Source organism: uncultured Rothia sp. (genome assembly GCF_916715725.1).
GTDB lineage: Bacteria > Actinomycetota > Actinomycetes > Actinomycetales > Micrococcaceae > Rothia.
Genome location: NZ_CAKAPD010000006.1, coordinates 41,940 through 66,705, shown reverse-complemented (window position 1 = coordinate 66,705; position 24,766 = coordinate 41,940). Strand labels below are relative to the sequence as shown.

General features: G+C 62.0%; 17 protein-coding genes, 3 tRNA genes and 1 pseudogene. 17 read left to right on the top strand and 4 right to left on the bottom strand.

The features are described 5' to 3' along the window. The first annotated feature begins 26 nt into the window (after positions 1 to 26). The 10 genes and pseudogenes from ftsZ to nrdR all read left to right on the top strand — a co-directional run bounded on the left by ftsZ (position 27) and on the right by nrdR (position 11,709). Complete coding sequence (gene ftsZ / locus QZ822_RS05080; RefSeq protein ID WP_049354877.1) at positions 27 to 1,211, top strand: cell division protein FtsZ; 1,185 nt, start codon at positions 27 to 29, stop codon at positions 1,209 to 1,211. 149 nt (positions 1,212 to 1,360) lie between these two features. Continuing rightward, positions 1,361 to 2,209 carry a polyphenol oxidase family protein gene (locus QZ822_RS05075; RefSeq protein WP_294643077.1) on the top strand — a complete coding sequence of 283 codons (849 nt, stop codon included), beginning with the start codon at positions 1,361 to 1,363 and terminating at the stop codon, positions 2,207 to 2,209. 21 nt (positions 2,210 to 2,230) lie between these two features. Then, entirely contained in the window at positions 2,231 to 3,067 is an 837-nt protein-coding gene (locus tag QZ822_RS05070) for a YggS family pyridoxal phosphate-dependent enzyme (protein WP_294643075.1), read from the top strand. A 731-nt stretch (positions 3,068 to 3,798) separates the two neighbouring features. Further along, positions 3,799 to 4,095 (top strand): annotated as a pseudogene (locus QZ822_RS05065) (cell division protein SepF); the annotation flags it as partial. A 10-nt stretch (positions 4,096 to 4,105) separates the two neighbouring features. Further along, positions 4,106 to 4,405, top strand: coding sequence for a YggT family protein (locus QZ822_RS05060; RefSeq protein WP_294643073.1), 300 nt, complete (start codon positions 4,106 to 4,108; stop codon positions 4,403 to 4,405). A 497-nt stretch (positions 4,406 to 4,902) separates the two neighbouring features. Beyond that, positions 4,903 to 5,442, top strand: a complete 540-nt coding sequence (locus tag QZ822_RS05055; protein ID WP_070690068.1) for a DivIVA domain-containing protein — start codon at positions 4,903 to 4,905, stop codon at positions 5,440 to 5,442. 290 nt (positions 5,443 to 5,732) lie between these two features. Continuing rightward, a complete protein-coding gene (lspA, locus tag QZ822_RS05050; RefSeq protein ID WP_294643070.1) occupies positions 5,733 to 6,350 on the top strand; it encodes a signal peptidase II in 618 nt (205 codons plus the stop codon). A gap of 120 nt (positions 6,351 to 6,470) precedes the next feature. After that, positions 6,471 to 7,457, top strand: a complete 987-nt coding sequence (locus tag QZ822_RS05045) for an RluA family pseudouridine synthase (RefSeq protein WP_294643069.1) — start codon at positions 6,471 to 6,473, stop codon at positions 7,455 to 7,457. Positions 7,458 to 7,535: 78 nt separating this feature from the next. Further along, the gene (gene dnaE / locus QZ822_RS05040; RefSeq protein ID WP_294643067.1) at positions 7,536 to 11,078 is read left to right on the top strand and encodes a DNA polymerase III subunit alpha; all 3,543 of its coding nucleotides are present in this window, start codon (positions 7,536 to 7,538) and stop codon (positions 11,076 to 11,078) included. Between the two features lie 175 nt (positions 11,079 to 11,253). After that, positions 11,254 to 11,709 carry a transcriptional regulator NrdR gene (gene nrdR, locus QZ822_RS05035; RefSeq protein WP_005506525.1) on the top strand — a complete coding sequence of 152 codons (456 nt, stop codon included), beginning with the start codon at positions 11,254 to 11,256 and terminating at the stop codon, positions 11,707 to 11,709. A gap of 128 nt (positions 11,710 to 11,837) precedes the next feature. On the opposite strand, the gene ppgK is transcribed toward nrdR, so the two are convergent. Together ppgK and map are read right to left on the bottom strand one after the other, a co-directional pair. Beyond that, the gene (ppgK, locus tag QZ822_RS05030) at positions 11,838 to 12,689 is read right to left on the bottom strand and encodes a polyphosphate--glucose phosphotransferase (protein ID WP_294643065.1); all 852 of its coding nucleotides are present in this window, start codon (positions 12,687 to 12,689) and stop codon (positions 11,838 to 11,840) included. A gap of 149 nt (positions 12,690 to 12,838) precedes the next feature. Further along, positions 12,839 to 13,750 carry a type I methionyl aminopeptidase gene (map, locus tag QZ822_RS05025; protein ID WP_049340708.1) on the bottom strand — a complete coding sequence of 304 codons (912 nt, stop codon included), beginning with the start codon at positions 13,748 to 13,750 and terminating at the stop codon, positions 12,839 to 12,841. A gap of 259 nt (positions 13,751 to 14,009) precedes the next feature. Here map and QZ822_RS05020 point away from each other — a divergent pair, with 259 nt between their 5' ends. Further along, positions 14,010 to 14,267 carry a hypothetical protein gene (locus QZ822_RS05020; protein ID WP_314988417.1) on the top strand — a complete coding sequence of 86 codons (258 nt, stop codon included), beginning with the start codon at positions 14,010 to 14,012 and terminating at the stop codon, positions 14,265 to 14,267. A 142-nt stretch (positions 14,268 to 14,409) separates the two neighbouring features. Here QZ822_RS05020 and panB read toward each other — a convergent pair whose 3' ends face one another. Together panB and QZ822_RS05010 are read right to left on the bottom strand one after the other, a co-directional pair. Continuing rightward, positions 14,410 to 15,324 (bottom strand): 3-methyl-2-oxobutanoate hydroxymethyltransferase, encoded by a 915-nt coding sequence (gene panB / locus QZ822_RS05015; protein WP_294643063.1) that lies wholly within the window; start codon positions 15,322 to 15,324, stop codon positions 14,410 to 14,412. Positions 15,325 to 15,387: 63 nt separating this feature from the next. After that, a complete protein-coding gene (locus QZ822_RS05010) occupies positions 15,388 to 17,220 on the bottom strand; it encodes a geranylgeranyl pyrophosphate synthase (protein WP_294643061.1) in 1,833 nt (610 codons plus the stop codon). Positions 17,221 to 17,651: 431 nt separating this feature from the next. On the opposite strand from QZ822_RS05010, the gene glnA reads away from it, so the two are divergent. The 6 genes from glnA (at position 17,652) to QZ822_RS04980 (ending at position 24,719) form a co-directional block, all read left to right on the top strand. Beyond that, complete coding sequence (gene glnA, locus QZ822_RS05005; protein ID WP_049354867.1) at positions 17,652 to 18,992, top strand: type I glutamate--ammonia ligase; 1,341 nt, start codon at positions 17,652 to 17,654, stop codon at positions 18,990 to 18,992. 172 nt (positions 18,993 to 19,164) lie between these two features. Continuing rightward, the gene (locus QZ822_RS05000) at positions 19,165 to 22,503 is read left to right on the top strand and encodes a bifunctional [glutamine synthetase] adenylyltransferase/[glutamine synthetase]-adenylyl-L-tyrosine phosphorylase (protein WP_294643059.1); all 3,339 of its coding nucleotides are present in this window, start codon (positions 19,165 to 19,167) and stop codon (positions 22,501 to 22,503) included. A 353-nt stretch (positions 22,504 to 22,856) separates the two neighbouring features. Continuing rightward, positions 22,857 to 22,929 (top strand) — tRNA-Gly (locus QZ822_RS04995). A gap of 47 nt (positions 22,930 to 22,976) precedes the next feature. Then, positions 22,977 to 23,047 (top strand) — tRNA-Cys (locus tag QZ822_RS04990). A gap of 24 nt (positions 23,048 to 23,071) precedes the next feature. Then, positions 23,072 to 23,143 (top strand) — tRNA-Val (locus QZ822_RS04985). A 583-nt stretch (positions 23,144 to 23,726) separates the two neighbouring features. Next, positions 23,727 to 24,719, top strand: a complete 993-nt coding sequence (locus QZ822_RS04980; protein ID WP_070830482.1) for an HNH endonuclease — start codon at positions 23,727 to 23,729, stop codon at positions 24,717 to 24,719. Positions 24,720 to 24,766: the final 47 nt, after the last annotated feature.

Here is a 24,766-nt window from a genome sequence, read left to right as displayed (position 1 = left end):
TGGAACACGGAACAATCGAGGAATACATGGACGCTGGAACTCCCCAGAACTACTTGGCAGTCATCAAGGTCGTTGGTATCGGCGGCGGTGGCGTCAACGCAGTCAACCGCATGATTGAGGTTGGTCTGCGCGGCGTTGAGTTCATTGCTATCAACACTGACGCTCAGGCTCTGCTCATGTCCGATGCAGACGTTAAGCTGGACGTTGGTCGTGAGCTGACCCGCGGTCTTGGCGCGGGCGCAAACCCCGAGGTTGGCCGTCAGGCAGCCGAGGATCACGCGCAGGAAATTGAGGAAGTCCTCAAGGGCGCAGACATGGTCTTTGTGACCGCAGGTGAGGGCGGTGGCACCGGTACCGGTGGCGCACCCGTCGTGGCACGTATTGCCCGCTCCCTCGGCGCTCTGACCATTGGTGTGGTGACCCGCCCCTTCACCTTCGAGGGTCGTCGCCGCTCCAACCAGGCTGAGACCGGTATCGCTGCTCTGCGCGATGAGGTTGATACCCTGATCGTTATTCCGAACGACCGACTGCTGTCGATTTCTGATCGCAACGTCTCCATGCTGGACGCATTCAAGTCCGCTGACCAGGTTCTGCTCTCCGGTGTGCAGGGCATTACCGACCTGATCACCACCCCCGGCCTGATCAACCTTGACTTCGCTGACGTTAAGTCCGTCATGCAGGGTGCAGGTTCGGCTCTGATGGGCATCGGCTCGGCATCCGGTGAGGACCGTGCCGTGAAGGCAGCTGAGCTGGCTATCGCTTCGCCGCTGCTGGAAGCATCCATCGACGGTGCACACGGCGTTCTGCTGTCCATTCAGGGTGGCTCCGACCTGGGTCTGTTCGAGATCAACGAGGCTGCACGCCTGGTTCAGGAAGTTGCTCACCCCGACGCAAACATCATCTTCGGTGCTGTTATTGACGACGCACTGGGCGATGAGGCTCGCGTGACCGTGATTGCTGCTGGCTTCGACGCAGTGAACCCGGAGACCAACTCCAACGCTTCCACTGCTGCTGCTACTCAGGCTCAGCGCACCCAGGCATCCTTCGGCGGTTCCACCGCTGCTCCGGCTGCTAACGGCTACGGCTACAACGCACCCGCTGCTGCTCCGGCTTCCACCGGCGCTGCTGGCTTCGACGTTGACCTTCCCCCGGTTGTGGAGGAAGCTCCGGCTCGCCGCGACACCCTGGATGTCCCTGACTTCCTGAAGTAGTCTGCCCGGCTGTGAACGCCTAGGCGTTGCACGGCTGAGAGTCTTATGAAGCTATAGGGGAGCTGAGAAACAAGCACATTGTGCTGTTCTCGGCTCCCCTTTGCTATACCCGCCGTTATACCTGCTGACACCTGATGAAGGAATAGATGATGAGCGACGCTCCCAAAACTCCGCTACTTGCTGCTGCCGATACCCGCACCTTGGGCTCTTGGCGTGTGCGGGTGGGTTTCACCTCCCGCGCGGCGGGCAACCTGGGTCTGCACGTGGACGATGAGCTCGGTGGCGGTATGGATGCCTCCCTGGTGCGCACCCTCAACCACCGTGCCGCCCTGGAGGAGGCGCTGGGTACCGAGCCGTTCTTCTACCTGAACCAGGTGCACGGCGTGCAGATTGCCTACCCGGAAGACTATGCGGTGGAATCCTACGCGCCCGGTGCCCCGCAGGAGCGTACGGTTGAGCGTGCCCGCGCGGTGCTGGAGAACTCCCCGGTCGCCGATGCGGCGATTAGCTGTGAGGGCGTGCCCCTGGCGATTATGGTGGCGGACTGTATCCCCGTGGTGCTGGTGGGTGAGCGGGTCGCGAACTGGCAACCGATTCTGGCGGTGGCTCATGCGGGTCGCCGCGGTCTGCTCGACGGTGTGCTCCAGCAGACCGTGCAGCGGATGCGTCAGCTCGGCGCGGAGAAAATTACCGCGTGGCTGGGCCCGAGCATCTGCGGTAGCTGTTACGAGGTGCCCGAAGATATGCGGGCTGAATCAACTGAACTGATTCCGCAGGTGCATTCGGTGACCAGCCAGCAGACTCCCGGCTTGGATCTGCCTGCCGGCGCCCGCGCGGTGCTGGAAGAGGCGGGCGTGCAGGTGAACATGGACTGTGCGCAGTGCACGTTTGAGGAGCCTGAGGTGTATTCGCATCGCGGGTTCACGAACCGCGGTGAGAAGCCGGGCCGCATTGCTGGTCTGGTGTGGATTGAGAAGGCGGCGGAGCCTGCCGCGTAGAGGCGCTGAAGGAGAGAAAAGATGTCTGAAATGAATGTAGAAGAACAGAACCTGCACTACGCTCCCGAACGCGCCGAGCAGCTGCTGCAGAACTACCGCCGCGTGCTTGAGCGTATCCGCGCCGCGGAGCAGGACCATAGCGCCGTGCGTACCGAGGCGAGCGCCCCGGTGCAGCTGGTGACGGTCACGAAGTTCTTCCCCGCCTCCGACGCGGCGGCACTACTGGATGGGGGAGTGACCCTCTTCGGTGAGAACCGCGACCAGGAGGCGAGCGCGAAGGCTCGTGAGCTTGCCACCTACTGCGCCCAGCGTGAGGTGCAGCCCCCGCACTGGGCGTTTATCGGTCAGCTGCAGACGAATAAGGCGAAGTCTGTGGTCAAGTACGCCTCCAGCGTGCATTCGGTGGACCGCCCCTCCCTGGCGGATGCGCTGGCGAAGGCGTACGCAAACCAGCTGGCACGCTTCGAGGCGGGGGAGGCGCCCGCACCCGCGGCAGCGGAGCAGGGCGCGCTGACCTGCCTGGTGCAGGTGTCCCTGGCGGAGGTCGCGACGGCTGGGCACGCCGCTGAGGGCGCGCGCGGTGGTACGAGCGCCTCCGAGCTGCTGGAGCTGGTGGAACGCATCGAGAACCACGAGCACCTGCGTTGTGGTGGTGTGATGGCGGTGGCGCCGCTGGGCATGGACCCGGATGAGGCCTTTGAGAAGCTCTACGGACTGGCGTCGCTGGTGCGTGAGCAGGTGCCGCATGCGACCGAGATTTCCGCCGGTATGAGCGGTGACTTGGAGGCTGCGGTGCGTTGGGGCTCGACCTGCGTGCGCGTGGGTAGCGACATCATGGGTAAGCGCCCGGCGGCATAATCATCGGCGCCCTTGACCGCCTGCGCGGGGTGGGCGCTGGTAATATATACATGCCGGTGCATGGCGTACCGTTACGCACACACCTTCTGATGACGCACTACGGCAGAACCTGTACACCACCAACGTGAAAGAACAGCGAGAGAATCATGGCGAAACAAAGCCGTCTGGCGGGTTTCCTCGGCCTGGAACGATACCAGGACGCTGAGACGACGCCGGAAGAATCCCCGCAGGCTGTGCAGGCTGACTCCCGCAAGGAGGCAAGCGCCTCCGCAGGGCAGGCTGCTACAGCGCAGAAGACCGACAGCTCTCACAGGCTCTCAGCACTGCCCGGCTCGGCACAGTACAGCGTTGCCGAGTCGCAGAGCGAAACCTACCATCTGCAGGACGAACCCGCCTATACTGAACAGGAAGAGTACCTGCAGGCTGATAGCTACGATGACGGTACAGAAACCGAGTATCTGGACGCAGAAGAATCTGCCGACGGACGAGCAACCGTAGATGCAGCGGCATACGCCACCGCTCATACACCTGAAACCACAGCTGATCTGGCGGACACCGAGCAGACTTGGGACGATGCCAGCGCAGACAATTGGGAGGACACCCCGGTGCCGAATACCGAATACACCGAGCAGTACGCCGAGACGTACTCCAACGACGGCTACTACGACCAGGGCTACGAGCCCGAAGAAACCAACGGATACACCTACGGTTACGAGGAAGAAGAGGACGAATTGCGTCGCATCACCACTATCCACCCCCGCTCCTACAATGACGCAAAGATCATTGGCGAGGCATTCCGCGAGAACATCCCCGTGATTATGAACGTGGAAGAAATGCCTGACGCAGACGCAAAGCGCCTGGTGGACTTCGCATCCGGTCTGGCATTCGCGCTGGAGGGCCGCATTGAGCGCGTCACCGCTAAGGTGTTCCTGCTGACCCCCTCCAACCTGGAGGTTCTGGGCGTGGCTAACTCCGAGGTTCCCGCCGGCTTTGAGACCGACGGTGAATTCCCCTTCGACCAGGGCTAAGGACTGATAGATGGGTTATATTTTCGCCCTCATTACGATCGTTGTCTACGTTCTCTACATTGCGATGCTACTGCGCATGCTCTTTGACTGGGTGCGCATGTTCGCACCGGAGTGGCGCCCCAAGGGCATTGTGTTGCTCTTCGCCAGCGGTGTGTACGCGGTGACTGACTGGCCGATGAACCAGCTGCGCCGCCTGATCCCGCCGGTTCGTGTGGGTAACGTTGCGCTGGACACCGGCTTCCTGATTCTGATTGTTGTGTTGTCGCTGCTGCTGAGCATCATGATGCGGTTGACCGCGGCCTTCTCGTAGGCGACTGCCTCGCTCAGAGGCGACAGCTTGGGAATAAGAGACGATAGATAAGAAACGACAGACCCCCGCCTGCCTGACCCGTTCACGGGTTGAGTGCAGAGTGGGGGTTTTCTGCGCCTGCGTTTTGTGCCTGGGTTCTGTGCCTGCGTTCTGCCTGTGTATAGTGCCGGGGGTAGCGCCAAAATGCCTTCTCGAAAACCACCTCGAAATGCACCGCAGGGCAGAAAACCTAAGGGTGAAAGCGGGGACTAGGGCGGATATGAGACGTGGTGAATCCCACCCTTGCGCCGAGCGAATATTTTACTGTTCAACCGATGTAAAACCCGGTGCAGAACCCAAAGAATAGTAAAATTGGTGCCAACGACTGCATAGCGGAATAGCCATGCCCTGAACCGTCGGGACCCTGAATTATCGGGGTCACGAGCTATCTGGCTGGTGCATCCGCGGCACTCAACTTCACCACCAAACCCCGTAAGGGATACCTAGAGGAGAAGCCCATGGCAATCACCCCTGAAGACCTGATCACTAAGAGCTTCAAGATCGTGACCGAAGAGTCCGGTTACGACCGCAACGAGGTTGACGACTTCCTGGACGAGCTCGTTGTCGAACTGCGCGCACTCTACTCCGAGCGTGATGCCCTGGAGCGTCAGGTTGAGCAGCTCTCTGCAAACGCGCCCGATTCCCCCGCAGCGGCTGTAGCGCCCGCACAGTCCTCCGCGGCATCGGCTGCACCTCAGGATGCGGCGGCACTGCTCGCCATGGCACAGAAGGTTCACGACGACTACGTGGCACAGGGCGAGAAGGCTAAGGCTGAACTGATCGAAGAGGCAGAGAAGAAGGCAGACGCTATGGTGAGCGAAGCTCAGCAGCAACGCGAAGAGGTTCTCTCTCGCCTCACCGACGAGAAGGAAGAGCTGGAGATCGCTGTTGAGGCTCTGCGCGGCTTCGAGAGCCGCTACCGCTCCAAGCTGCTGCAGCACCTGGACGCACAGGTTCAGGAGCTGAAGAACCTCAAGTCCATCGAGGCTTCCGCATAAATCAGCGTGCCAGAATAAAAGCTAACGACGCTTTGAGGCGTATGCCGCCCGGATTCTTTCTCTTCCACCGCTATTCACCGGGGAAGATTGAGAGAACCGGGCGGTATTCTCATACCCGCCCGGCACGGTGCAATAACCCAGCGTGAGAAGCGGGGGAGAGTACCCGCCACATCACCGCCGAATACTCGATGCACTACCCCGATTTGCTAAGCTAGAGGGGCACTATCGAACGGTACCGCACACGGTTTGCGTTCGGGCGCGCAGCAACCGGCACAGACTAGAGGAGAGCTATGACCAACACCCCCAAGACCGCTGAATCCTCAGTCTCACATACCGAAGGAAAGGCTGAAGGACGCCGCGTGCGCATCCTTTCGGCTCGCTCCGCAGGTATTCTCGCGCTCGTACTTGCCGCCGTCGTGTTCGCCATCGACCAGGGCACCAAATACCTGGTCGTCACCCAGATGCAGCTGGGGGAGCGCATCACCGTCATCGACGGGTTGCTGTGGTGGTACTCGATTCGTAACTCCGGCGCCGCATTCAGCATGGGCGAGAACGTCACCTGGATCTTCACGCTCGTCATGGTCGCTGCCGCATCCGTGGTGCTCTACCTGCTGCGCCGCACCCGCGCCCTGTCCTGGACCCTCGCGCTGGGCGGCCTGCTCGGCGGTATCTGCGGCAACCTTTTCGACCGTCTCTTCCGTGAGCCCGGCTTCGGATCCGGTCACGTGGTCGACTTTATTTCCGTGCCGAACTTCGCGATTTTCAATATTGCAGACTCCGCAATCTGCGTGTGCATGGCGTTCATCGTGCTACTGAACTTCAAGGGCCTGAACCTCAACGGAACCCGCGTGCAGGCTGACGATAAGAGCACCGACGACAAGAACACCGCGGAAAAGAGCGCTGAGTAGCTCCCCGCCCCGGCCACGCACCGACGGCTACGTTGCCGACACACGCGCCTACAGACGTTTTCACACAGACAACCCCTCGCACCCAGACAACCCAGACAACACCACCCGAAGGAGAGCCGCATGAGCGAAACCACCAACGCCGCAGAAGATACGGCACGCATCCGCGCCGAATTCACCGTTGAAGGCGCGCTTGCCGGTATGCGCCTGGACGCCGCGCTCGCCGGTGCCCTCGATGCGCCCCGAACCCGCACCTCCGGGTGGATTCGTGACGGCCACGTGACCGTCACCAACAACGGCAAGGCCGTGAAGATTGGCAAGTCCTACAAGCTTTCCGCGGGCGACGAGGTCGTCGTGGATGCACCCGCGCCGCGCGATTTGGCGGATATCCGCCCCGAAAAGGTGGACGGCTTCCGCATCGTGCACCTGGACGACGACATTGTCGTGGTGGATAAGCCCGCAGGCGTGGCGGCACACCCCTCACCCGGCTGGCACGGCCCCACCGTCATCTCCGCGCTCATGGGCGAGGGCATCTCGGTTGCTACCTCCGGCGCGGCAGAACGCCAGGGCATTGTGCACCGCCTGGACGTGGGCACCAGCGGCCTGATGGTCGTAGCCCGCAGCGAACGCGCCTACACCGAGCTCAAGCGCGCCTTCAAGGAACGCACCGTAGATAAGGTCTACCACACGCTCGTGCAGGGCCTGCCCGACCCGTTGCGCGGCACCATTGACGCGCCCATTGGCCGTCACCCCGGCAATGAGTGGAAGTTCGCAGTGGTCGAGGACGGCCGCAACTCTATCACCCACTACGATGTGCTCGAGGCCTTCGGCCCCGCGTCCCTGGTGGAGGTGCACCTGGAAACCGGACGCACCCACCAGATTCGTGTGCACTTCTCGGCACTGCGCCACCCCTGCTGCGGCGACCTGACCTACGGCGCCGACCCGCGCTTTAGCGCCGAACTGGGACTGACCCGCCAGTGGTTGCACGCGCACCGCCTGGGCTTCGATCACCCCGGTACCGGCGAGCGCGTAACCTTCACCAGCGAGTACCCGCTCGACCTGTCCTACGCGCTGACCGCTCTGCGTGACGGCAACGTCAAACTCGGCTAGGCAGAGCCTCCCGCGCCCCGCCGCACACAGCTTCACATTCACCGCCCATCCTCCAGCCCACACCTCCAGGAGATATCCGTGGCAACCAAAGAATTTACGCACCTGCACGTGCACACTGAGTACTCCATGCTCGACGGTGCTGCGCGCCTGGGTGACCTGTTCACCCACGCTAAAGAACTCGGCATGAAGTCCATGGCGACCAGTGACCACGGCTTCCTCTTTGGTGCCTTCGACTTCTGGCGCCAGGCTAAAGCGCACGACATCAAGCCCATTATCGGTGTGGAGGCGTACCTGACCCCCGGCACGCACCGTACCGACCGTTCGCGTGTGCGCTGGGGCGACGGCTCCCGCGACGACGTCTCCGGCGGTGGCGCGTACACCCACATGACCATGTGGGCTGAGACCACCGAGGGCATGCACAACCTGTTCCGTGCCTCCTCGATTGCGTCGCTGGAAGGTCAGCTGTACAAGCCGCGTATGGACCGCGAGGTGCTGCAGACATACTCGAAGGGCCTGATTGCGACCACCGGCTGCCCCTCCGGCGAGGTGCAGACCCGCCTGCGCCTGGGACAGTTCGACGAGGCAGTCCAGGCGGCGAGCGAATTCCGCGATATTTTCGGCAAGGACAACTTCTACTGCGAGGTCATGGACCACGGCCTGGACATTGAACGCAACGTTCAGGAGGACCTGCACCGCCTCGCCAAGAAGCTGAACCTGCCCTTCGTCGCCACCAACGACCTGCACTACACCCGCCAGGAAGACCACACCGCTCACGCGGCGCTGCTGTGCGTGCAGTCCGGCTCGACCCTCACCGACCCCAAGCGTTTCAAGTTCGACGCGGATAACTTCTACCTGCGCTCGGCAGAAGAAATGTACGCCCTGTTCGGCGACATTCCCGGCGCGTGCGAGAACACCCTCGAAATCGCTGAACGCTGCAACGTGGAGTTCAACACCAAGGCGAACTACATGCCGAACTTCCCCGTGCCCGAGGGCGAAAACGAGGAATCCTGGTTCGTGAAGGAGGTCGAGAAGGGCCTGCACTACCGCTTCCCGGACGGCGTGCCCGACAAGGTGCGTAAGCAGGCTGAATACGAGGTGGGAGTTATTACCTCCATGGGTTTCCCCGGCTACTTCCTCGTGGTCGCCGACTTCATCAACTGGGCTAAGCGCAACGGTATTCGCGTGGGCCCCGGCCGTGGTTCCGGTGCAGGCTCCATGGTCGCGTACGCGATGCGTATTACCGACCTGAACCCGCTCGACCACGACCTGATCTTCGAGCGATTCCTCAACCCCGACCGCGTCTCCATGCCCGACTTCGATGTGGACTTTGACGATCGTCGCCGCGGCGAAGTCATCGACTACGTGACCGAAAAGTACGGTGAAGAGAAGGTCGCACAGATTGTCACCTTCGGCACCATTAAGGCGAAGCAAGCGCTCAAGGACGCCTCCCGCGTGATGGACCAGCCGTACTCGGTGGGCGAGCGCCTCACCAAGGCAATGCCGCCGGACGTCATGGGTAAGAACATCGCCCTGGCGAACGTGTACAACGAAGAGGATAAGCGTTACGCCGAGGCGGCAGATTTGCGCGCCCTCATTGAGGACCCGGTCGATAAGATTTACGGCCAGGTGTTCGAGACTGCGAAGGGCCTGGAGGGTCTGAAGCGTCAGTGGGGTGTGCACGCTGCGGGCGTGATTATGTCCAGCAAGGACCTTGTGGACGTCATCCCGGTGATGCGCCGTGAGGCGGACGGCCAGGTGATTACCCAGTTCGATTACCCCACCTGTGAGGGTCTGGGCCTGATTAAGATGGACTTCTTGGGTCTGCGTAACCTCACCATCATCTCCGATGCGGTGGAGAACATTAAATCGAACCGTGGCATCGACCTGGACCTGGAGTCCCTCTCGCTGGATGACCCGGAATCCTACCGTTTGCTGGCGCGCGGCGACACCCTCGGCGTGTTCCAGCTCGATGGTGGCCCGATGCGCTCGCTGCTCAAGCTCATGGAGCCCGAGGAGTTCGAGCACATTTCGGCAGTGTTGGCGCTGTACCGTCCGGGCCCGATGGGTGCGAACTCGCATACCAACTACGCTCTGCGCAAGAACGGTAAGCAGGAGATTGAGCCGATTCACCCCGAGCTGGAAGAGCCGCTGAAGGACATTCTGGACACCACCTACGGCCTGATTGTGTATCAGGAGCAGGTTATGGCGATTGCTCAGAAGGTCGCGAACTACACTCTGGGTGAGGCAGATTTGCTGCGCCGTGCGATGGGTAAGAAGAAGAAGGCGGAGCTGGATAAGCAGTACGCTACCTTCCACGACGGCATGATTTCTAACGGCTACTCTGAGGGCGCTGTTAAGGCGCTCTGGGATATTCTGCTGCCGTTCTCGGACTACGCGTTCAACAAGGCGCACACGGCTGCGTACGGTCTGGTATCGTACTGGACTGCGTACCTGAAGGCGCACTTCCCGCAGGAGTACATGGCTGCTCTGCTGACCAGTGTGGGCGATAACAAGGACAAGCTCGCACTGTACCTGAACGAGTGCCGCGCCATGGGCATTACCGTGCTCGCCCCGGACGTGAACGAGTCCACCCTGACGTTTGCCCCTGTCGGCGATGATATTCGCTTCGGTATGGGTGCGATTCGTAACGTGGGCGCGAACGTGGTTGAGGGCATGATTGCCGCCCGCGAGGAGAAGGGCCGTTACGAGTCCTTCAACGACTTCCTGAAGAAGGTGCCGCTGCAGGTGTGCAATAAGCGCACCATCGAGTCGCTCATTAAGGCGGGCGCTTTCGACGACCTGGGTCATACGCGCCGTTCCCTGTCCCTCATCCACGAGGCGGCAGTGGATGCCGCCGTGGCGGTCAAGCGTAAGGAGGCGGCGGGCCAGTTCGACCTCTTCGGCTCCCTCGGCATGGACGACGCCCTCGGCGACGAACTGACCGTGACCATCCCGGACGTACCCGACTGGGACCGCCGCGAGAAGCTGAACTTTGAGCGTGACATGCTGGGCCTGTACGTTTCGGACCACCCGCTGCGTGGCCTGGAGCGCGCCCTCTCTGATGCCGCAACCCACTCGGTACACGACATCATCGGCGAAGACTCGCACGTGCGCGACGGCGAAACCGTCACCATCGCGGGCATGCTCACCGGCGTTTCGCGCCGTATCGCCAAGTCCAGCGGTAACCAGTATGCCTCCGTGGAACTGGAAGACCCCTCGGGCGCAACCATCACGGTCATGTTCTTCTCCCGCGCCTACGAGACGATGGGCGCCGCTCTGGCGGACGACCTCATCTGCTCGATTCGTGGCCGCGTGCAGCGCCGCGACGACGGCAGCGTGAACATGAGCGCCCAGGAACTGCAAATCCTGGAAATCAGCGATGACGGCCGCGCCGCACCCATCACCATCGTGGTTCCCGAGTACCTGGTGACCGAGGCGAACCTGAAGGAGCTGAAGGAGACCCTGCGCGACCACAAGGGCACCGCGGATGTGCGCATGCTCATCCGTACCCGCGATAAGGAGCAGCTGGTGCTGCTGGACGCGAGTGTGCGTGTGGAACCGAACCCGAGCCTTTTCGGCGAAATCAAGACGATTTTCGGTCCGAGCTGCATTCGACGCTAACAACACGCCCCGCTGAGGGGAATGACAGGGTGGATTCTGCATAGCAGAGTCCACCCTGAGCGTATATTCACTCACACCATACGGTGCATCCGCTGTATATCACGGTAGAATAGGTATAAATATTCTTGAGCGCTGTATACGCGGGCGCCCCTAACGCCCAGCCAAGGAGAAACGAATGTACTGCCCCTATTGCAAGCACACCGACTCGCGCGTGGTGGATTCCCGCACCACCGATGACGGCGCCGCAATTCGCCGTCGCCGCCAGTGCACCTCCTGCGCTCGCCGCTTCACGACCGTTGAAACCACCACCATTTCGGTGATTAAGCGTTCCGGCGTGACCGAGCCCTTCGACCGTTCGAAGATTGCCGCCGGCGTGCGTAAGGCATGCCAGGGCCGCCCCGTGGGCGAGGACGATTTGGCGAAGCTCGCCCAGGAGGTTGAGGAGCTGATTCGTGCCCGCGGTCTGGCGGAGATTAACGCGCACGAGGTGGGTCTGACCATCCTGGAGCCGCTGTCGAAGCTGGACGCGGTCGCCTACCTGCGTTTTGCGAGCGTGTACCAGGCGTTTGAGAACCTTGAAGACTTTGAGGAGGCGATTGCGCGTCTGCGTGAGGACCGCATCGCGCAGTAACTAGCTAAACCGGTTGCCGCTACACGAGCGGCGGCATACAGAAGGGACCGCCTCCCGAATAACTCGGAAGGCGGTCCCTTCGTGTGTCTATAAAGCGCTATCCGAGACGGATAGCAGGAAGCAAGCCCTTACGCTTCGCCGCGGCGCTGACGTTCCGGCAGCATACCGCCAGCCCACAGTGCCGCACCCACAATACCCGCGTTGTTACGCAGGGCAGCCATGACCATGGGGGTACGAATCTGATCCTCAAAGTACGGCATGAACTTCTCCGGGTTCTTGGAGATGCCGCCGCCAATGATGAACAGGTCGGGGGAGAAGAGCATCTGGACGTGCTCGAAGTAGCGGTACAGGCGCTTGCCGTACTTCTTCCAAGACAGCTCGTGCACCTCGCGGGCACGAGCGGAAGCCTGAGACTCGGCGTTGTGGCCGTCAATCTCCAGGTGGCCCAGCTCGGTGTTCGGAATCAGCACGCCGTCGTTGATGAGGGCGGAACCGATGCCGGTGCCCAGGGTGATGACGGCGATCAGGCCGTCACGGTTACGGCCCTGACCGTAGGTTGCCTCAGCCAGACCGGCTGCGTCAGCGTCGTTGAGGCCGTAGACGGTGCGGCCGCCCAGTGCCTCGCTCATGACCTGCTCCAGGTCGGTGTTAATCCAGGAGTCGTCCACGTTCGCTGCGGAGAAAACCATGCCGTTCTTCACCACTGCGGGGAAGTCGATGCCGACAGCGGACTCGGGGTCCGGTGCCAGGTCGCGGCCCTGCAGCTCATCAACTACGCGGCGTACAACCTCAGCCACAGCCTCGGGGGTTGCAGGCTTGGGGGTGTCAATGCGGAAACGGTCGGACACGAGGTTACCGGTGCGCAGGTCGACGATGCCGCCCTTAATGCCGGTGCCTCCAATGTCCACACCAATCTGCAGGTCCTTGGGGGTGGGGGCAGGCAGCTCGTTGATGACGCCGGGTTCTGCGTAATCGCTCATGGTTTTCTCTCTCTTTCACCCCGCCTACTGCCGTATAACCGGGGAGCGGGCGGGCTTGTCAGTGGGTGAATTGATATAAAAAGTGAGGGGTTGGGCTCGTACCTGCACAAGTCGTATCAGCACAGGCAGGAAACCCAGGGGGCTGTGCCTTAGGGCAGGGTGAGGATGTCCGCGCCGTCAGCGGTCACCACGAGGGTGTGCTCGAACTGCGCGGTGCGCTTGCGGTCGCGAGTGACCACGGTCCAGTCGTCATCCCACAGATCCCATTCGATGGTGCCGAGGGTCAGCATGGGCTCGATGGTGAAAATCATGCCCTCGCGAATCTCGGTGTCGTAGGCGGGTGCCGCATCGTAGTGGGGGATGATGAGGCCCGAGTGGAACTCACGACCCACACCGTGACCGGTGTAGTCACGAACCACGCCGTAACCGAAACGTGCCGCATACTTCTCAATGACGCGACCAATCACGTTAATCTGGCGGCCGGGCTTCACAGCCTTAATCGCGCGGTTCAGGGACTCCTCGGTGCGCTCAACGAGCAAGCGGGACTCTTCGTCCACGTTGCCGATGAGCAGGGTCTTGTTGGTGTCGCCGTGCATGCCGTCAAGGTATGCGGTGACGTCCAGGTTGAGGATGTCGCCGTCCTCCAACACGGTGGAGTCCGGAATACCGTGGCAGATGACCTCGTTCAGGGAGGTGCACACGGACTTGGGGTAGCCGCGGTAATCCACGGTGGAGGGGTACGCGCCGTGGTCGCAAATGTACTCGTGGACCAGCACGTCAATCTCGTCGGTGGTGGTGCCGGGTACGCAAATCTTGGATGCTTCAACGATGGCGCCTGCCGCGATCTTGCCGGCTGCGCGAACCCGCTCAACTTCCTCCGGGGTGTACATGTTCGAGTCGTTACCCTCGTTGGCGGTGGGCTTACCCACGTACTCGGGGCGAACAATGTGCGAGGGGACCGGGCGCATCGGGCTGACGCGTCCGGGGGTCAGGCAACCGACGGGCGCACGACCGGGCTCTGCGGGAAGATTATGCGAAGTATTCGTTTTGGTTGAAGACATAGTTTCATCTTACCGGGCGGGGGCGGTTTGTGTCCCTTGCGCAGGCGCTAAAAAGCGGCGGATACACAAGCCGTACCTTTTTCCCAGATTGTGAATAAAATTCCATACACCCTAGCGGCAAAACCGCGCGGCGGGAAGCGGAGGAGAAGACATGAGAAAAGGGGAGGAACACCGCGAGAAGCTTCGCCCGCCTCATTGCCACGAACCTACGCGCGTGAGAAGCTAGAAACACCAACCCCTCACCGTCCAAGGAGAACCCATGAGTGAGAAGAAAAGCCACCTGAGCGAAGCCATCGAATCGGCGGTCGAAAAGACCCTGAACGCCGCAGCTGACGCAACCAGCCCGCACGCTGACGAATACTGGTACAACCTCGCCACCGGTGAGGTTGAGCGCGGCCAGCAGAGCGCCGTCACCTCACTGTGGGGCCCCTTCAAGACCTACGAAGAAGCCGCCCACGCCATGGACCGCGCCCGCGAACGCAACGACGCCTGGGAGAAGGACGGCGGCTGGCTCTAAAGAACCACCCCCCCCCTTCAGCCTTGCTCAAGGCACCCGCCGCTCGAAAGGCACAAAATCTTGAGACACAAAGACCCCCGCACCGGGAACACCGGATACGGGGGTCTTCGCCTTTTCTCAAGCCTTCTTCTAAACCTCAAGTCTATTCAAAGGTGTGCTCAGCCGCCGGGAACTCACCCGAACGAACCTGCTCACGGTAGGCGCGCGCGGCATCCTCCATGACCTGACCGATCTGCGCGAACTGCTTCACGAAGCGCGGCACGCGGCCCTCACGGACACCCATCATGTCCTGCCACACCAGCACCTGACCGGTCGTCACGTTCGAGGCGCCAATACCGATAGTCGGCACCGCGCCCACTGCCTCATCCACACGGCGTGCGGTCTCGGTAGTCACCATCTCCATGAGCACGCAGAACGCACCAGCCTCAGCCAGAGCCACCGCATCCTCACGAACACGCTCGGCAGCCTCGCCACGACCCTGCACGCGGAAACCACCCAGGGCATGCTCCGACTGCGGGGTGAAACCAACATGCGCCACCACCGGAATACCGGTACGCACCAGGGCACGAACCCACTCGGTCATCGACGCATCTGCCTCAATCTTGACCGCGTGCGCGCCGCCCTCCTTCATCAGACGAACAGCGCTCGCAACCGCCTGCTGCGGCGACTGCTCATAGGAGCCAAACGGCAGGTCAGCAACCACCATGGCGCGGGACGCACCGCGAGAAACCGCCGCGACCAGCGGAATCATCTCATCCAGGGTGATGGTCAGGGTCGACTCGTAACCGAGCACCACATTCGCCGCAGAATCACCCACCAGTAGCATCTCGATGCCCGCGCGATCAAAAATCTGCGCGCTCAGGGCGTCATAGCAGGTGAGCATGGAGAACTTCTGCCCGGTCGCCTTAGCCTGCGCCAGGTGAACGGTGCGCACCTTCTTGACGGTATCCAGGTCAAAAGGCTTCTGCGCGCCGGAGGGGGCAGAAGTGGAAGCGGAGGTAGCGGCAGGCTGCGCCGCGTAGGGCGAAGAGATCTCGGAAGAACGCTCAGTAGTCATGCTGACTATTCTAACCCTGCACGGCTCCAACCTGGCGTACCGCTCACCACGAGGGAACTGTCCCTAGTTCCAGATGAGATTGATGTAGTAGGTCGGGAACGACGCAGCAGCGTTCTTATTCATCATCTCCGGAATGGCGAGGGACGCATCCTCAAACTCACGCGGCAGATCACGCTGAATGAGTGCCTGCTGCACCAGGGCATCCCAGTACACCTGGGTGACCGAGTAGGTGCAGACTTCCTTCACGACGTCCTCCGCGTAGGACTCCCACGCCTTACGCGCCGCATCATCAGTGCCGAAGAAACCCTCATAACCCTGAGACAGACCCGTATCACAGGCGCTCACCGCGTTCTTCGAGTACTGCAGCCAGTAGCTGCGGCTCAGCTCATCCGAAGTGTTGAACGTGAACGCCTCGTAGTCCGCCTTCAGCAGGGCGTAGGACGCCTGGATGGAACCGGCAAGCGGGGCGTGCGAGGAGAAGACAATAACGTCCAGAAGAGCAGCAATGTACTCCATCTGCGCCTTCTCATACGCAATGCCGGAAGGCTGAACCTGGCCAGAATGCATCTGCACCAGAGCCTCGACAGCGTTGATGAAACGCTCAACATCGGCGGTTGCCTTCACCATCAGGTTCAGCAGACGCTGAACACGCTGATAATCCTCAGAAATCTGCGAGAACAAGCCGTAGGGCAGAATGCCGCGCTCCGAAGCTGCCGCCGCCAGAACCTGGCTCGTCAGACGCTGGCTCTCCGCCTCAGCCTTCGCCACGCTCAGCAGTAGGGCACCGCAATAGGCCAAAGCACGGCGATCCACGAGCTGAGGCTGCTGCTGATGCAGCGGCAGAAGACGCTCGTGAATCTGACGGAAAATCGCGCTCTGCGCCAGAGCCTTCTTACCCAGCTCCTCAGTCTTCAAAAGCACCGTATCCGCCGAGAAATCACGCGGAACAAAACGGCGCGCATCCTCAGCGGTAAACGGTGAATAGGGGCGACCCATCAGCGGCTGCAACAGCGACATCGTGGTAAACAGCGAAAAACGAGCCGACACCGGGTACAGCGAATCAGGGTAGTTCGGCGCATCCACCGCATTCACACGCTCCGTGCACAGCGTCAGCCAGGTCTGCTCCACCGCCCGCTCAGACCTAACGCCAAGACCCATACCCAGGATGCCCTCGCCGAACGCCTCCGAAGGGAGCTTGCCGGGGTTCATCTGACGCACCTGCATCTGCGCCAACGCCAGCTCCACCGTATAGTTCGCGCGGCGCTTCTTGCCCGCCTCATCAAGGTGCTGGAACGGGCGCATACCCGCGATCTTCTGTGCGCGCGCCTGCGTATGCAGCTCCTTGCTCATCGCAAACTGCTGCGGGTTACGCTGCATCATCTTCGACACCTCGTACGCGCTCTTACGGTTCAGCTTCTCGCGGCGCTGAGCGCCCTCAGCCGACAGCGCATCATACTTGCCGCGCGTCGCGTGCACATACCAGGCACGAATCAGCTGAAGCGGCAGGAAGAAGAACGCGAACTTCCACGACCACGTAAACAGAAGAATCGGAATGACCGCAATCGAGCCCACACGACCCGTATAACCGAGCCAAATAAGCTCCACAAACGCACCCACCAGCGCAAAGAGCGCCACGGTGCGAGTCCTAAACGCCACGCGGGAGGGGCGGTCCAGCAGGTAGGTCGTGCCGCCAGACTTGTTGTTCCTCATGACCAGCGGGCCAAACGCCGCAATCGCCATAATGCACGCTAGGTAAACAACGCAGAAAACAACCGGTGCCGCAATGAGTAGCAGCCACTCTAAACCGGTGGGGTCGGCAGCCACGATGCTGGTCGCCAACGGAAGCTGCGCGAGCGGAAGCTGTACGGTCGAGGGAAGAAGAATGGAATGTAGCATACCCCCATTATCGCAAGGCGGCCCCGAACACGCCCCGCGAGCCGTCATCTGCTAGGTATCTGGGCACAACCTACACCCACACAGCGGAAAAGCGGGGGAACAGAGAGCGGGGGAGCGGCCCCGGCACCGCCCAGAACCTGAGCCACCGAGGCGCACGAGCGAGAATTTACACAAACGAAACCTCCCACCCGCGCGACGCACAGCAGAACCCGATAGGCTAGATAACAACAGGACACACGCCGGGGCAAGGAGGCGCCAGCACCGCTGGTACACAACCCGCCGGACAACCCGCCGCAACCCCTTGGAACCCCAAGGGACATGCAGGGCCTTCCGCAACAGGGTCTTCTTCACCTCGGCAGCAAATTTAGCGCGCCTCCGCCGCCCACAGACGGGTACCACGCGGATGCACGCCCGCACCGAGAGGGCAACTTATGGACCGCCAACAGGAATTCGTACTGCGCACCATCGAAGAGCGCGACATCCGCTTTATCCGCCTCTGGTTCACCGATGTGGTCGGCACCCTCAAATCCGTTGCGCTCGCACCGGCTGAAGTAGAAAGCGCCTTTGATGAGGGCCTGGGCTTTGACGGCTCCTCGATTGAGGGTTTCTCCCGCATCTACGAATCCGACATGCTGCTGCAGCCGGACCCCTCCACCTTCCAGATTCTGCCCTGGCGCGGCGAGGAAGACTACACCTCCCGCATGTTCTGTGACGTGCTCACCCCCGACGGTGAGATCAGCGCCTCCGACACCCGCGGCGTGCTCAAGCGCGTGCTCAACAAGGCCGCGGAGATGGGCTTCACCTGCTATACCTCGCCCGAAATTGAGTTCTATCTGCTGGAGTCCTCCAAGCTCGGCGCGGACGGCTTCCCTGTGCCCGTGGACCACGAATCCTACTTCGACCACACCCCCGGCGGCATCGTGCAGGACTTCCGCCGCAAGGCAGTGACCATGCTCGAAGAGGTCGGCATCTCCGTCGAATTCAGCCACCACGAAACCGGCCCCGGCCAGAACGAAATCGACCTGCGCCACGCCGACGCCCTGCAGACCGCAGACAACGTCATGACCTTCCGCACCGTCATCAAGGAAGTCGCCTACTCGCTCGGCATGTACGCAACCTTCATGCCCAAGCCCTTCACCAAGTACGCCGGCAGCGGCATGCACACCCACTTCTCCCTCTTCGAAGGTGACACCAACGCATTCTTCGAAGCCGGTGCCGAATACCAGCTGTCCAAGACCGCACGTCACTTCATCGCCGGTGTGCTCAAGCACGCCCCCGAATTCACCTCGGTCACCAACCAGTTCATCAACTCCTACAAGCGCCTCTGGGGCGGCGGCGAGGCGCCCTCCTACGTCTCCTGGGGCCACAACAACCGCTCCGCACTCGTGCGCGTGCCCCTGTACAAGCCCAACAAGATGCAGTCCGCCCGTATCGAGTACCGCGGCCTGGACTCGGCATCGAACCCGTACCTCGCCTACGCGGTGATTCTCGCCGCCGGCCTGAAGGGCATCGAAAACGAGTACCCGCTCATGCCCGCCGTGACCGAGGACCTCGCCGCCATGACCAACGCAGAACGCCGCGCCATGGGCTACAACCCGCTGCCCGCGTCCCTGCGTGAAGCCATCAATATCACCGAAGAATCCGAGTTCATGGCGGAGGTTCTGGGCGAGCAGGTCTTCGAGCAGTTCCTGCGCAATAAGCGCGCCGACTGGGACCAGTACCAGGCTCAGGTGACCCCGTACGAGCTCAAGCACAACCTCGGAATCCTCTAACGGCTGGATCCTCTCACCTCCTCACAGGATGAGTGAGCGCTGACAGCCTCAGGGCGGTACCCGCTACCGGTAAACACGCCGGCGGGTACCGCCCACAGGTGTATCAGCATCGCTTTTTATCCCGCCGAAATTTATACTCTCTACCCACGGTTCTACCCACAGTTCTCACGCTATGACTGACAGCTCTCACTACCCGGCCACCGGGCTCATCCGCATTGTTGACCCCGCCAAAGAACCCAAGCCGCTGACCGATATCGCCCCCGATGCGCTCGACGACGAACAGCGCGCCGAAGCCGAACGCAAAGCACAGCTGCGCCTGCACACCCGCATGATTGCCACCGGTTTTCACGACCCGTCCAAAGCGGAACGCTGGCTCAACGCGCCCGAACTGCAGCGTGTCTCGCAGGATGCGCTCTTTGCTGGGCTGCGCCTCGCACCCTCACCGGATATTGCGCTGCCCGCCCTTGTGCGCCTCATCGAAAAGCATCCGGCGGTCGCCGAGCGCGCCAACCGCGGCGAGGAAGAATTCGGCATGTACCGCCTGCTCGGTGCATCCCAGGCGATTGGTGATTTCCTCTACCGCCGCCCTGAGCTCATCGATCCGCTCTTCGACACGCAGGTGTACCCCGCCGAGAGCGCGCTGATTCGCTCCCAGCACCCGGCGTCGATTCTGCCGGAGACCGACGGGGAATTCCTGACCCCCATCGCCCCGCTGGACACCCCATACCGCCGCGATATCCTCACCGCCCTCGGCGCGGACCCCCACGCGGAACGTCCGCGCGCTGCCGCAGAGCAGACCGGCAAGGACGGCTACGTGACCCTGCGCGTCGCCTACCGCGCCGCCCTGGCGCGCATCGCCCTGCTCGACGTGTGCTGCGAAGACCCGGTCGAAATGATGCCCACCATCGGTCGGCACCTCGCCGATTTGGCTGCCGCCGCGCTGGAGGGTGCGCTCGCCATTGCGCGCACCGAAGTAGCGGAGGGGCTGGGCCTCGGCCTGGCGGCTCCTCGCCGCGGCGAGGCCGTAGACGCCCTGGACTTGGCGATTATCGGCATGGGCAAGTGCGGTGCCCGCGAGCTGAACTACATCTCTGACGTTGACGTGGTGTATGTGGTTGCGCCGGTTGAACCCGCGCCCACTACCGGGGCAGAGGGGGAGGCCGCCCAGCTCAAGCTCACCGAGAACGAATGTTCCACCATCGGCACGGAACTCGTGCACGCCCTCACCCGCGCCATCATGGGCCCCGCACCCGAACCCGCCCTCTGGGAAGTTGACGCGAACCTGCGCCCCGAAGGTAAGGATGGCCCGCTCGTGCGCACCGTCGAATCTTACGTTCAGTACTACAAGCGCTGGGCAGAAAACTGGGAGTTCCAGGCTCTGCTCAAGGCGCGCCCCATCGCCGGTTCGGCGCAGCTGGGCGCCCGCTACGCCCGCGCCATTGACCCCTTCGTGTGGGAGTCCGCCGCCCGCGAATCCTTCGTGGAATCCGTGCAGGCGATGCGCGCCCGCGTGACCGACAACATCCCCTCGCACCAGGTGGACCGCCAGATTAAGCTGGGCCCGGGCGGCCTGCGCGATATCGAATTCACCGTGCAGCTGCTGCAGCTCGTGCACGGTCGAACCGACCCCGCCGTGCGCACTAAATCCACCGTGGACTCGCTCGCGGCGCTGACCGCGGTCAGCTACATTAGCCGCACCGACGCCGAAGCATTCAGCCGCGACTACAAGAAACTGCGCGTACTGGAGCACCGCATCCAGTTGCAGCAGCTACGCCGCACCCACCTGATGCCCGAGAAGGACGCCGAACAGCGCGCTCTTGCCCGCTCGATTCTGTCCCCGGAACGCAACGGAACGCTTTCTGCCGAGCAGATGCTCAAGGCGTGGCAGAAAATTAAACGGAACGTCCGTTCACTGCACGAGCGGATCTTCTTCCGCCCGCTGCTGGCCGCCGTCTCCACGCTCAGCCGCGACGAAGTGGTGCTCAGCGAGCAGGCGGCACAGGACCGTCTTGCGGCGCTGGGCTACCGCGACCCGCGCGGCGCCATGCGCCATATCAAGGCACTCACCACGGGCCTTTCCCGCAGTGCAGACATTCAGCGTCACCTCATGCCCGTGCTACTGGGCTGGTTCGCCCGCGGCGTGGACGCAGACGCCGGCCTGCTCGGCTTCCGCATCGTTTCCGAGTCGCTCGGCAGCACCAGCTGGTACCTGCGCATGCTCCGCGACTCACCCGCAGCCGCCGAGCGCCTCAGTCAGCTACTCTCCAGCTCGCGCCCCATGACCGACCTGCTCGAGGATGCATCCGCCTCCATCGCCTGGCTGGACAAGGTCGCCGACCTCAAACCGCTGGGGGAGGAGGCGCTCGCCTCCGAGGTTTCCTCGCTGCTGGCGCGCCACGAGGACGCCGCCGAGGCGATGCGCGCCGTGCGCTACCTGCGCCGCCGCGAAACCCTGCGCACCGCCATGGGCTGGACCCTGGGCATCGTCGACATTGAAGACACCTGCGCGGGTCTTGCCGCTATTGACGAGTGCACGATCGGTGCGGCGCTGCAGATTGCTCTGCGCGAGCTCCAGGGGCCGGCAGAAGGCGCTGAGGGTATGGAGGCTGAGGAGGCAACTGGGGAGAAGTTGCTCACCCGCATCGCCGTCATCGGCATGGGTCGCCTCGGCGGTGCCGAGAACGGCTTCGGCTCCGACGCGGACGTCATGTTCGTGCACGAACCCCTCGACGGCGCAGACGAGGACGCCGCTCAGGAACAGGCGGCACGCATTGTCAACCGCACTCTCGCCCTGCTCAAGCAGCCCGTCAAGCCCCCGATTCGCGCCGAGCGCCCCCTCGAAGTGGACGCCGACCTGCGCCCCGAAGGCAAGCAGGGCGCCATCGTGCGCTCCCTGGACTCCTACCGCTCCTACTACGAGCGCTGGGCGGAAACCTGGGAGTTCCAGGCGCTCACTCGCGCCCGCCCCATCGCAGGCGACGAAGAGCTCGGCAAGGCCTTCGTGGAGCTCATCGACCCGTACCGCTACCCGGCAACCTTTACGCCCGAGCAGGTGCAGCAGATTCGTCGCATGAAGGCGCGCGTGGAGAACGAACGTATGCCTCACGGCGCCGACCGTACCCGCCAGCTCAAGCTCGGCCGCGGCGGACTCTCCGACGTGGAATGGCTGGTCCAGCTCGTGCAGCTGCGCCACGCACACGCCGTGCCGGGGCTGCGCACCACCTCCACGCTGAAGGCGCTGAACGCGGCGGTTGAAGCGGGACTCGTCGAAGCTGCGGATGCAGAAATCCTCAGCGGTGCCTGGCTGCTCGCCACCAAGATCCGCGGCGGCAACGTGCTACGCGGTGTGCGCCAATCCGACACCCTGCCCTCGGGCCGTGCCGACCTGGAAGCAATCGCCCGCTGGTGCGGATACCCCGCCGGCAGCGCACGCGCCCTCGAAGAGGACTACCTGCGCCAAACCCGCAACGCCCGCAAGGTCTACGAGCGACTCTTCTTCGAGGAACTCTAAAAATCACAGGCGCGGATTTCATAGGGGAGGGGCGGGGAACCAATTGTGGCTCCCCGCCCCTCTTTTCCGTGCCCTATCGAATTTTCTTGTGGGCGACGCCCTCCTAGACCTCACCTCAACCAGAATCGTATCCATACCAAAAACCCGAAAATGTGACCGGCACCATGAAAATAAATTTTGCCAACATGTCTCAAAAATGAGGCAAAATACCCCGTTCTGCCCCGGAAACACGCGGAACACAGGGTGGTTAGTGGAGGATTTGGCAAACACTCAAAAACCCCGTATAGTATTTACCTGTCAGCACGACGGAGCGAAAAACTCCTCGGAATGATTCAAATTGAATACGCTGATATGCGGTTGTAGCTCAGTTGGTAGAGCACCACCTTGCCAAGGTGGATGTCGCGAGTTCAAGTCTCGTCAACCGCTCGTAAGGACTCCAAGAGTTCGAACGCGTTCCCTCGTGGAGCGTATGCGGTGAGGTGGTCGAGTGGTTAGGCAGCGGCCTGCAAAGCCGTGTACGCGGGTTCGAATCCCGTCCTCACCTCGCAACAAAACAACTGTTTTGTGAGCGCGATTGGCGCAGCGGTAGCGCGCTTCCCTGACACGGAAGAGGTCACTGGTTCGATCCCAGTATCGCGCACAAATGAAGCCCTGATTCTTCGGAATCAGGGCTTTTGTGTTTAACTTTTTGGTTTTGGTTTAGGAGGGAATGGTGCTCCTCTGCTGACTCGTGTTTGTTCTGGAGGCGGCGCTCCGTATGTTTCCTCCGCGCCGTCGCAGGGAACCCGCCCTCGCTCCGCTTCGGGCACCCTGAGGGCGCTTCCGGAAAATACGTGCACCGCTCCGCACCCTGATGTCACAGCGGAGGACACCCCCTCCGCCTCGCATGTAAAACACTCAGCTCCAGTTCCGTAAGCGCGGGGCTTGCGTGCGCGATACCGGCATAACGAACTTAAGGGGGAGGGGTTGCCGCCTTCTCAATCTTTTGCTGGCTCCGCCGAGCCTGTTTCGTGAGGCTCGCGCCTACACACTTCCTCCGCGCCGTCGCAGGGGACCCGCCCTCGCTTCGCTTCGGGCACCCTGAGGGCGCATCCGGAAGGTGTAGCCAGCAGTCAAACGCTCTCTGACATGACCAAATGCTTTGCACGCCGCGAATACCTCCGATACCCTAATGGAGGAAATCTACACTCACAGATACACCGCCGTATCACAAAGGAACACCCATGAAATTCCTCAAAGGGCTCGGCATCTTCTTCGCCGTATGCCTCGCCTTCTCCCTCTGGTACGTCATCCTCGGCGCCGCCATCATCGTGCTCATCGTGGGCATTGTCCTGACCATCCGCAAAAACCGGTACTTCGCAACCCCCGAATTCCAGACGCACCGCCAACGCACCGCCACACTCGCCAGCGAATACAACGAAGTCGCCAGCTACGTACACGACATCTATACTCGCGGAATCTACGAACTCGGCGCCTCCACCAACGGCATGTACAGCCACCTCGCCACCGTCGAAGTTCAACAACCCAAAACCTGGCAGACGCTGCTGCGGAAGAAACCCGAAGAACGCCACCCGCACGTCTACAACTCTTCAAAACAGGTCGTCCTCGAAGCCGAACGGGACCCCATCGGCAGCCTCACCAAATACTTCCACATCGAAGCCGACCTGCAAACCCTCAAAGACGTGCAGCGCCTCTCCGACGATATCGCGCGTCTAGAAACCGCCGTCGACAACGTGCGACGCCGCGAAGACGACATGCTCGCACACATCAACCCGCCCCAATTCATCACCAAGCACTATGCCGACGAGTTCTGGGACAAACTCAACGTCTGCCACGTAGGGCTGACCGTGCCATACCCCGTCTATCGCTTCGAATACACCTCAATCAACGGCAAAGAAAACCGCGCCGTCACCGTCACCCTCGACACCCCAACCCTCGACGCGCTCTCCGAAACCCTCGAACGCAAAATACGCTGGGCATGGCCCGAAGGCGGCAAACGCACCCTCATGACCGCCCAGCTGCGCCAACGCATCAAAGAGCGCGACAACTACACCTGCCAAAATCCCGGATGCGGCAACTCCATCATGCGTGAACGAATCCTCATCCTGGAGGTCGTCCACAAGGTGCCGTTGTCCGAAGGCGGCAACAACGAACCCGAAAACCTGCAGACCCTCTGCTGGCGTTGCGTGCGCGGGCGGAACCTGCGGCTCGCATAGACCCACTGAGTGATAATCAGTGAAATTTACGTTAAGGCTGAGGTTAA